Annotated in this window: 13 protein-coding genes; 6 read left to right on the forward strand and 7 right to left on the reverse strand. The window is 71.3% G+C overall.

The genetic code is table 11. The features are described 5' to 3' along the window. Positions 1 to 151: 151 nt before the first annotated feature. Both AB0C27_RS41010 and AB0C27_RS41015 read left to right on the forward strand, forming a co-directional pair. Complete coding sequence (locus AB0C27_RS41010; RefSeq protein WP_357856285.1) at positions 152 to 442, forward strand: hypothetical protein; 291 nt, start codon at positions 152 to 154, stop codon at positions 440 to 442. A 7-nt stretch (positions 443 to 449) separates the two neighbouring features. Continuing rightward, the gene (locus tag AB0C27_RS41015; protein WP_346108189.1) at positions 450 to 812 is read left to right on the forward strand and encodes a DUF5130 family protein; all 363 of its coding nucleotides are present in this window, start codon (positions 450 to 452) and stop codon (positions 810 to 812) included. A 90-nt stretch (positions 813 to 902) separates the two neighbouring features. Here the strand turns inward: AB0C27_RS41015 and AB0C27_RS41020 are convergent, their stop codons facing one another. From AB0C27_RS41020 to pepN, 3 genes are all read right to left on the reverse strand, one after another. Continuing rightward, complete coding sequence (locus AB0C27_RS41020) at positions 903 to 1853, reverse strand: hypothetical protein (RefSeq protein ID WP_357856288.1); 951 nt, start codon at positions 1851 to 1853, stop codon at positions 903 to 905. A 225-nt stretch (positions 1854 to 2078) separates the two neighbouring features. Beyond that, positions 2079 to 3377 (reverse strand): serine/threonine-protein kinase, encoded by a 1299-nt coding sequence (locus tag AB0C27_RS41025; RefSeq protein WP_357856291.1) that lies wholly within the window; start codon positions 3375 to 3377, stop codon positions 2079 to 2081. Between the two features lie 106 nt (positions 3378 to 3483). Next, a complete protein-coding gene (gene pepN, locus AB0C27_RS41030; RefSeq protein WP_357856294.1) occupies positions 3484 to 6048 on the reverse strand; it encodes an aminopeptidase N in 2565 nt (854 codons plus the stop codon). Positions 6049 to 6137: 89 nt separating this feature from the next. Here pepN and AB0C27_RS41035 point away from each other — a divergent pair, with 89 nt between their 5' ends. Together AB0C27_RS41035 and AB0C27_RS41040 are read left to right on the forward strand one after the other, a co-directional pair. Next, entirely contained in the window at positions 6138 to 6758 is a 621-nt protein-coding gene (locus AB0C27_RS41035; RefSeq protein ID WP_357856297.1) for a DsbA family protein, read from the forward strand. A 99-nt stretch (positions 6759 to 6857) separates the two neighbouring features. Beyond that, positions 6858 to 8261 carry an aldehyde dehydrogenase family protein gene (locus tag AB0C27_RS41040; protein ID WP_357856300.1) on the forward strand — a complete coding sequence of 468 codons (1404 nt, stop codon included), beginning with the start codon at positions 6858 to 6860 and terminating at the stop codon, positions 8259 to 8261. A gap of 93 nt (positions 8262 to 8354) precedes the next feature. On the opposite strand, the gene AB0C27_RS41045 is transcribed toward AB0C27_RS41040, so the two are convergent. Continuing rightward, positions 8355 to 9086 carry an SDR family oxidoreductase gene (locus tag AB0C27_RS41045; RefSeq protein WP_357856303.1) on the reverse strand — a complete coding sequence of 244 codons (732 nt, stop codon included), beginning with the start codon at positions 9084 to 9086 and terminating at the stop codon, positions 8355 to 8357. Positions 9087 to 9095: 9 nt separating this feature from the next. Continuing rightward, on the reverse strand, positions 9096 to 9581 hold the full coding sequence (gene def, locus AB0C27_RS41050; RefSeq protein WP_357856306.1) for a peptide deformylase: 486 nt from the start codon (positions 9579 to 9581) through the stop codon (positions 9096 to 9098). A 96-nt stretch (positions 9582 to 9677) separates the two neighbouring features. On the opposite strand from def, the gene AB0C27_RS41055 reads away from it, so the two are divergent. Then, positions 9678 to 10145, forward strand: a complete 468-nt coding sequence (locus AB0C27_RS41055; RefSeq protein WP_346108204.1) for a ribose-5-phosphate isomerase — start codon at positions 9678 to 9680, stop codon at positions 10143 to 10145. Positions 10146 to 10197: 52 nt separating this feature from the next. On the opposite strand, the gene AB0C27_RS41060 is transcribed toward AB0C27_RS41055, so the two are convergent. Next, entirely contained in the window at positions 10198 to 10344 is a 147-nt protein-coding gene (locus tag AB0C27_RS41060) for a hypothetical protein (protein WP_357856309.1), read from the reverse strand. Positions 10345 to 10374: 30 nt separating this feature from the next. Further along, positions 10375 to 11604, reverse strand: a complete 1230-nt coding sequence (locus AB0C27_RS41065; protein ID WP_357856312.1) for a GNAT family N-acetyltransferase — start codon at positions 11602 to 11604, stop codon at positions 10375 to 10377. A gap of 118 nt (positions 11605 to 11722) precedes the next feature. Here AB0C27_RS41065 and AB0C27_RS41070 point away from each other — a divergent pair, with 118 nt between their 5' ends. Beyond that, positions 11723 to 12838, forward strand: a complete 1116-nt coding sequence (locus AB0C27_RS41070; RefSeq protein WP_357856315.1) for a PP2C family protein-serine/threonine phosphatase — start codon at positions 11723 to 11725, stop codon at positions 12836 to 12838. Positions 12839 to 12958: the final 120 nt, after the last annotated feature.

Consider the following 12958-nt stretch of genomic DNA (forward strand, 5'->3'; position numbering starts at 1 on the left):
CCCAGCTCATCGTGTTCCACGCCTGATTTCGGGGTATGTCTACTGTTCTTCTCTAGAGAAGCCCCGGCAAACGATCTTACCGGGAAAAGACGCGGGGCCGCGGCCGGCATCGGGTCTGGCCGGACCCGCTCACGAGGATTACGGTCTTGTTGTGAACAGCGCGGCAGAGATCCTGCTCTTTCTCATCGGGGTGTCCATGGGGCTGTTCGTGCTGATCAGCCTGCTCGTCATGGTGCCGGGGCGCGGCGCGCGCCGCCGGATCGAAGCGGGCCCGGTGTGGCTGGGCGGCCCCTCCAGGAGCGAGCGCGGCGTGAGCACCTCGGGGCTGGTGCTGGCCGACCGCGTGCCCCCGTGGGCGGACGTGCCCGAGCACGACTGGGTGGCCGCAGCCGAGACCGCCGAGCCCGGCAGGCGCGTCGGCGGCGCCTCCGCGGGATGGTGAGGTGCGTATGAAGGGACTGACCGCCGCTCAGGCCGACGACGTCAGGAAGGCCCTGCACACCGCCGAGCGCCGCAGCGGGCTGCGGTTCGGCGTCTTCATCGGCGAACCGGTGGGCGGGCGCCGCCACTTCGCCGAACGCCTGCACGCCGCCCTGGGTGATGAGGCCGACCGCGCCGTGGTGATCTTCGTGGACCTCGCCGGCCGGGGGCTGGAGATCGTCACGGGCGAGGACGCGCGGCGGCGGCTGAGCGACAGCGCGTGCCGGCTGACCGCGATGTCGATGGCCACCGCCTTCAGCGTGGGCGACCTGATCGGCGGCCTGCTGTACGGCATCGCCGCCCTGGGCGAACAGGCGACCGCCCGCCGCTAGCGCCGCCGTTCCAGGCGCCTTCCGCCGGCCCTACCGGCCCCGGCGATCAAGCGGCCGCCCGGCGGCTCCGGCGTGCCGCACCGCCGGGCGTCAGTGCCGTTCGAGCAGGCGTACGACGTGCTCGCTGACCCCGGCCAGCAGCGACGCCGGCTCGATCGGGGCCTCGGCCACGGCCGAGAACAGCGACGGCAGCCCGGGCAGCGGAAACCCGTCGTCCTTCAGCGCCGCCGAGCCGACGGCGTTCTTGTCCAGCACCGCCCGGCTGCGCTCCCAGGCGTCGAGCACCTCCTCGGGCGAGGGCACCCCGAACCCGTGGCCTACGGGCGCGGCGTGACGCAGCCGGACGAGCGGCGTCTCGGCGAAGGCCAGCGCCGTGCGCGCCCGCGACTGCAGGTCGGCGCGCGGCTCGGGATCGATCCAGTCCATGGCCGAGCACGGGTTGCGGCAGGTCGCCACGCACACGGCCACCGCCCCGGAGACCTGGCTGTGCTGCCGGTCGAAGTACGCTCGCCAGCCCTCCGCCGGCTCCCCTGACACGCGCAGGGTCCGGTTCGTGGCCGACTGCTCGGACTTGGTGTGGTCGCACTCCCGGTCGCCGATCACGCCGAACCTGCTCCCTGACGCGCTCAGCCCCGCGGGCCACCTGGCGGGATCGCCGGCGTGCCCGAGCTGCGGCTCGAAGGCCAGCAGCGGCAGGTATTCGCTGGCGATGTGCACGGCGGCGATCATCGGGCTCAGCTCGCGCCGGTGCCACCGTACGGCGATGACCTCCAGCAGCAGCCCGTACGCGGGACGCAGCGACTCCAGCGCCCCGCGCGGCTGCTCGCGCGGCGTCTGCGGCATGTGGCAGGCCCGTGCCCGCCGCCGCAGGTCGGCGGGGACCACCCGGGCCTCGGCCGCGAAGTCCTCCGCGTCGAGCGAGAGCAACCGCTGCCCGAACTCGCACACCTCCGCGATCTCCTCGTCAGGCGCGAGCGCGCCCAGGTCGGCGAAGGCGTAGCGGCGGGCGAGGGCGATGAACAGGTCACGAGTCGAGTCCACGCGACGACTTTCTCACGATCAGCGGCCGGACAAGGACATGGAACCCAGGCAGGCCGGGGCCGGGCGCGCTCCTCCCGGAGCGCCAACCCGACCGGCAGCACCCCTGACACCAGCCAGGGCACGCCGCCGGTCGTCCACGACGCGTCCCGGGCCCAGCAACTCAGACACAGCAACTCGCGCCCGGTGACTCAAGCTCGTCAACTCGGGCACGTCAACTCGTGCTCATCAACCGGGGCAGGGCGCGCGGATGCACTGGATCTCCCCGGGCGGCCGGGTGATCGTGGGCTCGGCCGTCGGCTCCTCAGGCCCAGGCGTGGTCGGGTCGGGCGTCGGCTCCTCGGGCTCCGTCGTGGCCGGCGTGGTGGGCGGCGTCGTCGTGCCCGGGCGCGTGGTGGTGGGCTCGGCCGTCACGGCGGGCGGCGACGTCGTCGCCACGGGCGCGGAGCGCGTAGGCCTGGGCGCCGCCGTGCGCTTGACCGGGGGCGGCGAGGTCAGATCCTGGCCGGTGGCCGGCGGTGAGGAGGGGGTGAACTCGATCGTGGTGCTGCCGATCACCGGCGGCGGCACCTCCTCGCTGGCGGCGGGCCCGGAGGGCCGCAGCCAGACGAAGCCCGCCACGGCCAGCGACACCGCCACGGCGGCCGTGATGGTCAGCGCCGCCCGGGTCACGCGCCGCCTGGGCGGCATGGGCAGCGTCTCGGGAGCGGTCAGCGCCTGGCGCGCGGCCTGGGCCATCTGCGGCGCCGTCTGCCAGCGCGCGTCGGGCGCCTTCTCCAACGCCCGCTCCACCACCTGCCGCGGCCCCGGCGGCACGTCGCCGGGCAGCCGCGGGATGGGGGAGTTGAGGTGCTTGAAGATGATCTGTACGGGAGTGTCGCCCTGGAACGGCAGATGCCCGCTCAGGCACTCGTACGCCACCACGCCCAGCGCGTAGATGTCGACCGCCGGCGTCACGTCGCTGGCCGTGGCCATCTCGGGAGCGCAGTAGCCGGCCGAGCACAACATCGTCCCCGTGGCCGTGAGCTGGCCGGCCGAGGCCGAGTGGGCGATGCCGAAGTCGGTGAGCACCACCCCGCCGTCGGGCCTGACCATGAGGTTGGCCGGTTTGACGTCGCGGTGCACGATGCCCTGCGCGTGCGCGGCGGCCAGCGCGTCGCCGACCTCCGCCACCAGGCGCATGGTCGTCTCGACCGGCAGCGGGCCGCGCCGCAGTACGCGGTCGAGCGACTCGCCCTGCACGTATTCCATGACGAGGAAGCTCACCTGGCGGCCGGCGACGTCACAGGTGCCGTAGTCGTAGACGTCGACCACGCCCGGATGCCTGAGCGTGGCCATGGCCCTGGCCTCATTGTGGAAGCGCTGGGTGAACCTCGGGTCCTCGGAGAGCGCGGGCATCAGCACCTTGACCGCGACCGAGCGCCCGAGAACCGTGTCGTCGGCACGCCAGACCTCGCCCATGCCCCCGCCGCCGAGGCGGTCGCCGAGCACGTAGCGGTCGTTGAGGGTGGTCCCCTGGCCTAGCACGGTTTCGAGGCTAACACCGCGCCCAGGATGCCCACGTCATGTCCGCGCGGCCGATCGGCCCCCGCGTTCCCGCGAGGGCCGATCAGCCGCATGATCAGGAAGGAGATCAGCCGGAAGCGGCGTCCTTCTCCCTGTTGCGCAAAGCGCGGCTGACACCGTCGGCGCCCTCCAGGATGAGCCGGCGCAGCGCCTGCGGCGGCTTCTCTCGCGCCAGGAAGTCCTGCGCCGCCCGCACCGTCTCCGGCTCGATCAGCAGCGAGGGGAAGCACCCGACGGCGAACGTCGAGGCCTGGTCGAACGTCCACTCGCGGTAGATCCGGCCCACCTCCGCGAAGTACTTCTCGCGGTACGGCGCCAGCAGCTCGGGGTGGTGCGGGTCCTGGAAGCCGCCGATCGTCGTACGGGCGATGTGGTTGGCCAGCTTGCCGCCCACGATCCGCTCCCACGCCGCCGCCTTGGCCTCGGCGGACGGGATCGCGGCCCGGCAGAGCGCGGCCTGGCGCTCACCCGTCGCCGTAGGGTCCCGTTCGAGCTCGGCGTCGATATCGGCCTCGGCCAGCCGGCCGCCGGAGACCAGCGCGTGCACGAGGCTCCAGCGCAGGTCGGTGTCGACGCTCAGCCCTTCGGGCACCGAGGTGCCGTCGAGGATGTGCTCCAGCAGGGTCAGGTCCTCGTCGGCACTGGCCACGGGGGCGAACGCCTGGATGTAGGCGAGCTGCTGGTCGGAGCCCGGCTGGGCCGAGGCGAGCAGCGAGCGCAGCTCGGCGGCCAGCAGCGCCAGCCCTTCGGGCCGCCAGGCCGGGTCGGCGTACTGCTGCACCGCCATGCGCGCCTGGCGCAGCACCGCCTGCAGCACGGTGATGTCGCTGACCGTGCCCGCCCCGGAGACGACCAGCTTGACGTAGTCGCGCGTGGACATCTCGCCGTCGCGGGTCATGTCCCAGGCCGCCGACCAGCACAGGGCGCGCGGCAGCGACTCGGTGAACGCGGCGATGCCGCCCTCGACCAGCGTCCGCATCGAGTCCTCGTCGAGCCGGATCTTGGCGTACGTCAGGTCGTCGTCGTTGAGCAGCACCAGGTCGGGCTGCTCCTCGCCGACGAGCTGGACCACGTCCGTACGGGCGCCGACCACGTCCAGCTCGACCCGCTTGGTCCGGGTCAGCTTGCCGTCGGCCAGCGAGTAGAGGCCGATCGCCACCCGGTGGGAGCGCAGCGTCGGATAGTCCGCGGGCGCCTCCTGGAGCACCTCGAACTTGGTGAAGCGCCCGCCGGACACCTCGAACGCCGGCCGCAGCGTGTTGACCCAGGAGGTCTCCAGCCACTCCTTCGACCAGGAGGACAGGTCGCGGCCGGAGGTGCGCTCAAGGGCGGTGAGCAGGTCCTTCAGCTCGGTGTTGCCCCAGGCGTGCTCGGCGAAGTAGTCGCGCACCCCGGCCAGGAAGTTGTCCAGGCCGACGTAGGCGACGAGCTGCTTGAGCACCGAGGCGCCCTTGGCGTACGTGATGCCGTCGAAGTTGACCTCGACCGCCTGCATGTCCGGGATGTCGGCGGCGATGGGGTGGGTGGAGGGGAGCTGGTCCTGGCGGTAGGCCCAGGACTTCTCCACGTTCGCGAACGTGGTCCACGCGCCCTTGCCCCACCGCGTCGCCTCGGCCTGAGCCAGCACGGACATGTAGGTGGCGAACGACTCGTTCAGCCACAGGTCGTCCCACCAGCGCATGGTGACGAGGTCGCCGAACCACATGTGGGCCATCTCGTGCAGGATCGTCTCCGCGCGCCGCTCGACGACCGCGTCGGTGACCCTGGAGCGGAAGACGTAGTCCTCAAGGAACGTCACGCAGCCGGCGTTCTCCATCGCGCCCGCGTTGAACTCGGGCACGAAGAGCTGGTCGTACTTGCCGAACGGGTAACGCACGCCGAAGACGCGGTGGAAGAAGTCGAAGCCCTGACGGGTGACTTCAAGGATGTTGTCGGCGTCGAGGTGCTCGGCCAGCGACGCGCGGCAGTAGACCCCCAGGGGGATGCCGTCGTGCTCGGAGGTCACCTTGTGGAAGGGCCCGGCGACCAGCGCGGTGATGTACGTGGACAGCACAGGCGTGGCCGGGAACTCCCAGCGCCTGGCCGCCTGCACCGTGCCGTGCCGGCCGGCCTGCTCGGGCAGCTCGGTCACCACGGAGGCGGCGGCGTTGGAGACGACCTCCCAGCCGGCCGGGGCCAGCACCGTGAGCTGGAACGTGGCCTTGAGGTCGGGCTGGTCGAAGCAGGCGTACATGCGGTGGGCGTCGGCCGTCTCGAACTGGCTGTGCAGGTAGACCTGCTGGTCGACCGGGTCGACGAAGCGGTGCAGGCCCTCGCCCGTGCGCATGTAGGAGCAGTCGGCGTCGACGACCAGCACGTTGGACTCGGCGAGCGAGGGGAGGGGGAAGCGGCCCCGCTCGGCGTCGTAGGCCGACACGTCGAGGTCGGCGCCGTTCAGCGTGACCTTGCGGACGGTGGCCCCGTGCAGGTCGACGAAGGTGGACTCGCCCGGCCGGGTGCTGGTGAAGCGGACCGTCGTGACGCTCTCGAAGCGCTCCTCTCCCTCGGTCAGGTCGAGTGCGACCTCGTAAGACTCGACCTTCAACAGCCGGGCGCGCTCACGAGCCTCGTCCCGGGTCAGGTTGCCTGCCAAGTTGCGCTCCTTTTCACCACTTCGTCGGGGTTGTCCGTATCCTGCCATGCCGGGAATAGGACCCGAACCACCTCAGGTTACGGGCAGACATGACAGAGAAGATTCCCGTGGACCTGTGGTTCGACCCCTCCTGTCCGTTCGCGTGGGTGACCTCGCGCTGGTTGCTGGAGGTGGAGCAGGTCCGGCCGATCCAGCCCCGCTGGCGGCAGATGTCGCTCTACTTCCTCAACGAGGAGAAAGACGTACCCGCCGACTACCTCGAACGCGCCGCCAAGGCCATGGGCTCGGTCAGGGTCATCGCGGCGGCCGCGGCCAAGCACGGCGAGCACGTCATCGGCGAGCTCTACACCGGGCTCGGCACCCGCCTGCACAACCAGGGCCTGAGCAAGCAGCCCGAGCGCCTGCGCGAGGTCATCGAGGGCGCGCTCGACGACGCCGGCCTCGAACGGAGCCTGGCCGATGCCATGCACTCCGAGGAGTACGACGCCACCATCCGCGCCTCCCACGACGAGGGCATCGGCCTGGTCGGCCAGGAGGTCGGCACCCCGATCATCCGCGTCGGCGACAACGCCTTCTTCGGGCCGGTCATCACGAAGATCCTGCGCGGCGACGACGCGGGCAAGCTCTGGGACGGCGTCCTGGCCGTGACCCAGTACGACGACTTCTTCGAACTGAAGCGCACCCGCACCCGGCGCCCGCAGTTCGACTGATCCCCGAGGGGAAGAAAACCAGGCTGCGGTGGAAAGGGCTTATCCCCGACTCAGGATGAGCCCTCGCCCTCGGGCCTGACGCACTGTAAAGATGGGGCCATGCGTCAGCTGTATATCGACGGCTCCTGGACCGCTTCGGCATCGGACGACTCCATCGACGTCGTCAACCCGGCCACCGAAGAGATCATCGACCGGGTGCCCGCGGGTGTCCCCGACGATGTCGAAGCGGCGGCCGGCGCCGCCGCGCGAGCCTTCCCCGAATGGTCCCGGGCGGCCCACGCCGAGCGTGGCAAACTCCTCGCCGACGCCGCCGAGCTGCTGAAACAGCGATCAGAGCAGGTGGCGGAGATCATCGCCACCGACATGGGCGCGCCGCTGGCCTTCGCGCTCAGAGTGCAGACGCTCATGCCGGTGAGCGTCCTCGCCTCCTACGCCACGCTCGCCGCCGACTATCCGCGCGAGACCCGCGTGGGCAACTCACTGGTGGTCAAGGAGCCGATCGGGGTGGTGGCCGCGATCACGCCGTGGAACTACCCGCTGCACCAGATCGTCTGCAAGGTGGCGCCCGCCCTGGCCGCCGGGTGCACGGTGGTGCTCAAGCCGAGCGAGGTGGCGCCGCTGGCCGCGTACGCACTGGCGGAGATCTTCCACGAGGTGGGCCTGCCGCCGGGCGTGTTCAACCTGGTCAGCGGCCGGGGGCCGGTCGTCGGCGAGGCGATGGCGGCCCATCCCGCGGTGGACATGGTCTCCTTCACCGGCTCCACCGCCGCCGGCCGCCGGGTGGCCGCGCTGGCCGCGGAGTCGGTCAAGCGGGTCGCGCTCGAACTGGGCGGCAAGTCGGCCAACGTCATCCTGCCCGACGCGGACCTCGCCCTGGCCGTCAAGGTCGGCGTGGCCAACTGCTTCGTCAACGCCGGCCAGACCTGCTCGGCGCAGACCCGCATGCTCGTCCAGCGCGACCAGTACGACGAGGCGGTCCACCTGGCCGTCGAGACGGCCCGCGGCTACCGGGTCGGCGACCCGTTCGACGACTCCACCAAGATCGGCCCGCTGGTGTCGGCGACCCAGCGCGAGCGGGTGATCCACTACATCAACCGGGGCCAGGAGGAAGGGGCCCGGCTGGTGGCCGGCGGCACCGACCGGCCGTACGAGCGCGGCTACTACGTCGAGCCGACGGTGTTCGCCGCCGTGGAACCCGGCATGACGATCGAGCAGGAGGAGATCTTCGGGCCGGTGCTGTCGCTGATCCCGTACACGAGCGAGGACAAGGCGGTCGAGATCGCCAACGACACCAAGTACGGTCTGGCCGGAGCCGTCTGGGCGGGCACCGAGGAACGCGCGCTCGACGTGGCCAGGCGGCTGCGTACGGGCCAGGTGGCGGTCAACGGCGGCCGGTTCAACCCGCTGGCGCCGTTCGGCGGCTACAAGCAGTCGGGTGTGGGGCGAGAGCTCGGCGAGCACGGGTTGGAGGAGTACCTCGAGGTCAAGTCGCTCCAGCTGTAGCCGCGCCGAGCGGCCACCGGGGCCCGCGGGGGCCCCGGAACGGCCCTCGAACGGCCCCTGAGCGGCCGCCCGCCGCGCCCCCGGCCGGACGGCTCAGACGTACAGCCCGCCGGTGGCCAGCACGTTCTGCCCGGTCACCCACCGCCCGTCGGGCCCGGCGAGGAACGCGACCACCGCCGCGATGTCGTCGGGCCGGCCGAGCCGCCCCAGCGCCGTGTAGGCGGGCGTCGCCTCCAGCGCCTCTGGCGGGTTGGCGGCCCTCAGCATGTCGGTGTCGGTGGCCCCGGACGAGACCACGTTGACCGTGATGCCGCGCCCGCCCAGCTCCCGCGAGGCGACCTTGCTGAACTGCTCCATCGCCCCCTTGCTGCCGCAGTAGAGGGCCAGGGCCGGCGCCGGCACCACGGTGTTGAGCGAGGAGACGTTGACGATCCGCCCGCCGTCGCGCATCACCCGCGCCGCCCACTGGATGGACAGGAAGACGGAACGCGCGTTGACCGCGAACACCCGCTCGTAGTCGTCGTCGGTGATCGCGTCGAAGGTCTTCTGCCCCTCGACGGTGGCGGCGTTGTTGACCACGATGTCGACCCCGGGCAGCCGCGCCTCCGCCTCGGCGAACAGCCGATCGAGGTCCTGCCTGCTGCCGAGGTCGGCCCGCACGGCGTGCGCGCCCGTCGCCTTGGCGACCCGCTCGGCCGCCTCCGCCTCATGCCGGTAACAGAAGACCACGTCCGCGCCGTCGCCGGTCAGCCGCTCCACGATGGCCTTGCCGATGCCCCTGGAACCGCCGGTGACCAACGCGCCCTTGCCGGAAAGCACGCTCATGCGGCCACGTTATGCCCGCAGCAGGATGGAGCGGGCCTCGTTTCGCGGCAGGCGATCGACGAAGAGCTTGCCGTCGAGGTGATCGGTCTCGTGCTGGAAGCAGCGCGCGAGCGAACCCCGGGCCTTGACGCGCACGGGGCGCTGCAACCGGTCCAGCCCCTCGACCGTCACGCCCGCCGCCCGCGCCAACGGTGCGTAGATCGGCGTGCCCGTCCGGCGGTCGGGCACGGACAGGCAGCCCTCCTGGTCGGGCACCTCCTCGGCGTCGTCGACGGTCAGCAGCGGATTGACCAGGTGCCCCTTGCGTCCCGCGATGTCGTAGACGAACAGCCGCCGGGAGACGCCGATCTGCGGGCCGGCCAGACCGACGCCGTCGGCCGCGTACATGACCTGGAACATCTCGTCGATCAGCCGGCGCAGCTCGCGGTCGAAGTCCGTCACCGGCTCGGCGGGCGTGCGCAGGACCGGGTCGCCGACGACGCGGATCTCTCGCATGAATCTCTGCTTTCGCTTGCGTAAGGACTCGACAAGGTTAGCGGTCCTTACTCCAGTCGGCGAGCCCGATCCACGGCGCTGTGGAAGACTGGACGGGTGCGTGTCTACATCGGTGCCGACCATGCCGGCTATGAGCTCAAGAACCACCTCGTGTCCTGGCTGAAGGATCACGGGCACGAGGTGACCGACTGCGGTCCCTTCGTCTACGACGCCGAGGACGACTATCCGGCGTTCATCCTGCGCGCGGCCGAGGGCGTCGCCGGCGACCCCGGCAGCCTGGGGGTGGTCATCGGCGGGTCGGGCAACGGCGAGCAGATCGGCGCCAACAAGGTGCGCGGCATCCGCGCCGCCCTGGCCTGGAGCGAGGAGACGGCCAAGCTGGCGCGTGAGCACAACAACGCCAACGTCGTCAGCGTCGGCGCCCGCATGCACTCCACCGAGGAGGCCACCCGGTTCGTGGAGGTCTTCCTGGCCACGTCGTTCTCCGGCAGCGAGCGTCACAGCAGGCGCATCGCGCAACTGGCCGCCTACGAGACGATCGGCCAGCTTCCCTCGCTTCCCTAGCGAGAGCGCCCAGAGCGGGGCGGCCACCACATGAGCGGCCGTCCCCGCCTGTCTAGCCCTTGCGCTTGGAGTCGCGCCTGGGCATCTCGTCGCGCAGGGGCCGCCGGTCGGCGGCCTCCTGCTGCTCTTTCGACGGCTTGGAGACATCGCGGGCACGCATGGCCACGACGGCCGTGATCTGCAGGCTTTGCAACGCCATGCCGTCGAGCCTACGTCACCGCCCGCGACGTCAGAAGGTCAGTCCCGCCCAGGGTTTCGGGCTCCACGCCATGGCGGTGGCGAGCCGGCGTACGGCGCCCGCCGAGTGCTCGCGCAGCAGGCCCGCGTCGAACTGCTGGCCGAGCAGGCCGTCTCCGAGGTACGCCGAGCCCAGCGCGACCACCGGCAGCGTCACGTCCGGCTCATCCTCGACCGGCACGCACTCGGCGCCCGAGGAGCCGGCAGTGAGACGCCAGCGCCGGGCGTTCCACGGGCACACCTCGTCCTCGACCTCGATCACCAGGTCGACCGGCGTGCTGTAGGAGCGCGCGGACAGCGCGGGGCCGACCTCGACCAGGCGTACGTAGAGCTCGTCCGTCCAGCTCGCGCGCAGTTGCCGGGAGTCGGCGAGCAGCGCGATGAGCGGGTCGTCGACCGGTCGGCCGCCGGACTGCACCTTGGCGACCAGGTCGCGGTCCAGGACGCTGCGCCAGAGCAGGGCGTAGGCGGCGGGGTCGGTCGCCTCCAGCTCCTGGAGCTTCACGGTGCCGTTCGGGATGCCGTTGTCGTCCCAGGCGGACTTGACGCGGAACAGCGCGTAGCCGCGCACGCCCCGGTCGTCCTCGGCCAGAATCGAGCGCCACGGGCCCGCGCCCTGCTGGTCGGCCTCCTCGTCGGCCAGCAGGCTGTCCCAGAAGTGGCTGTTGCGCTCGTACCGGCCGGGGCGCCGCGGGACGACGGAGGCGAACAGTTTCTCCAGCTCGGACCGTACGTCGGCGGGCTTGACCACCCTGAGCCTGAGCGACGGGTCGGAAGGGGCGCCGGGGACGAACGCCGACTTATGGGTGTCGATCTGGAAGAACAGCTCGCTGGAGGCCCTGCCGTAGCCGTACCGGCCGTAGATGAGCGACTCGGAGGCGTAGAGGGCGGCCACGAACTCGCCGCGCGCCCGGATGTCGTCGAGCTGCCTGCGCATCATCGAGGACAGCACGCCGCGGCGGCGATGCGAGGGAAGCACGCTGACCGCGGTCACCCCCGCCACGGGCAGCTGTTCGCCGGGAACGGTCATCGTGAAGCTGTAGATGCCGGTGACACCGACGATCTGATCGCCGTCGAAGACGGCCAGCGTACGGTCGAACTCGGTCTCGGCCTTCCACCGCTCGGTCTGTGCGGGGTGTGGCGTCCAGCCGAACCCCTCCTCGAGCACCCGGGTGTAGGCCGGCCACTCTGACTCGTCAATCGGACGGATCGGATACGTCATCCGTCCAAGGTAGGAGCGGGCAAAGGGGGACGGCCACCCAATATCCGTGCTTAATGATCAAGGCGTTGGTCAAGTGGGCTGCCCAAACACGGGTCAGACCGATACAGTCAGGCGCATCATGAGTTCCCGACCAGCGCCGCTGATCCCGCCACGGGTCCGTGCGGCCCTGATACGGGTGCCCTTCCTGGTGCCTGTCGTCCGGTTCGTCCGGAGGGTGCTGCTGGCCCGCGACCGCAACCTGCTCATCACCCTGATCGTGCTCGCGCTCGTCATCGGGGTCCTCGCGGCCGAGGTCTCGACCGAGTGGTTCTCGCCCGCCCTGCTCATCCTGGTCACCCTCATCGGCGGGCTCCAGCTCCGGCTGGGCAGCCTGGTGAAGCTGCTCGTCGGGGTGGGGGCGGCGCTCGGCTACATCGCGGTCAACCTGGGCGCGGGCCGGGTCGGTCTCGGGCTCACCGTGACGATCGTGTTCACCACCGTGCTCGCCGTGCTGATGGCCCGCACCAGGGGCAAGCTGGGCGTGCAGGGGCTGCGCGGCGACGCGATGCTGCTGGAGCTGCGCGACCGGCTCAGGAGCCAGGGCGAGCTGCCCCAGCTGCCGAAGGACTGGGGCGGCAAGGTCGTGCTCAAGCAGGCGGGCGGCTCGTCGTTCGGCGGCGACTTCCTGGTCTCCATGCGCGACGGCAACTCCGTCGAGATCGCGCTGGTCGACGTCTCGGGCAAGGGCGTCGACGCGGGCACGAGAGCGCTGCTGCTGTCCGGCACGTTCGGCGGGCTGCTCGGCTCGGTCGAGGACTTTTTGCCCGCGTGCAACGCCTACCTGCACAGGCAGCGCGGCGACGAGGGCTTCGTGACCGCGGTGCACGTACGCCTCGACCTCGACACCGGCGACTACACGATCACCTCGGCCGGGCATCCGCCGGTGGTCAAGTTCGACGCGGGCACGGGCAACTGGCAGGTCGCCACGGCCAAGGGCGTGGTGCTCGGCGTGGTGCCCGACCTGCACTGCGAGCCCGACAGCGGCACCCTGCGCCGGGGCGACGCGCTGCTGCTCTACACCGACGGGCTGATCGAGCAGCCCGGGCGCGACATCGACGCCGGGCTCGACCGGCTGCTCGGCGAGGCCGAGCGGCTGCTGCCCTCGGGCTTCCGCGACGGCGCCAGGGCGCTGGTCAACGCCATGGCCTCGGGGCACAACGACGACTGCGCGCTGGTGCTCATCTGGCGTCCCTGAGCCGCCGACCCATGACCTTTTACACGGTGCGGTCGTGACGGCGTTCACTGGCAGCGGGTGCGTGCGGCTGGCAGGCTCTACGTGTTCGGGTCCCGGCGGAGCGGCGCGGCTCCACCGGGT

It is taken from the genome of Nonomuraea sp. NPDC048882 (genome assembly GCF_040649755.1).
GTDB lineage: Bacteria > Actinomycetota > Actinomycetes > Streptosporangiales > Streptosporangiaceae > Nonomuraea > Nonomuraea maheshkhaliensis.

Coding starts and splice junctions, on each gene's coding strand:
- AB0C27_RS41040 (WP_357856300.1), top strand. CDS start 6,858: ATGCGTCAGCTGTATATCGACGGCTCCTGGACCGCTTCGGCATCGGAC.
- AB0C27_RS41065 (WP_357856312.1), bottom strand. CDS start 11,604: ATGACGTATCCGATCCGTCCGATTGACGAGTCAGAGTGGCCGGCCTAC.
- AB0C27_RS41045 (WP_357856303.1), bottom strand. CDS start 9,086: ATGAGCGTGCTTTCCGGCAAGGGCGCGTTGGTCACCGGCGGTTCCAGG.
- AB0C27_RS41035 (WP_357856297.1), top strand. CDS start 6,138: ATGACAGAGAAGATTCCCGTGGACCTGTGGTTCGACCCCTCCTGTCCG.
- AB0C27_RS41070 (WP_357856315.1), top strand. CDS start 11,723: ATGAGTTCCCGACCAGCGCCGCTGATCCCGCCACGGGTCCGTGCGGCC.
- AB0C27_RS41060 (WP_357856309.1), bottom strand. CDS start 10,344: ATGGCGTTGCAAAGCCTGCAGATCACGGCCGTCGTGGCCATGCGTGCC.
- def (WP_357856306.1), bottom strand. CDS start 9,581: ATGCGAGAGATCCGCGTCGTCGGCGACCCGGTCCTGCGCACGCCCGCC.
- AB0C27_RS41015 (WP_346108189.1), top strand. CDS start 450: ATGAAGGGACTGACCGCCGCTCAGGCCGACGACGTCAGGAAGGCCCTG.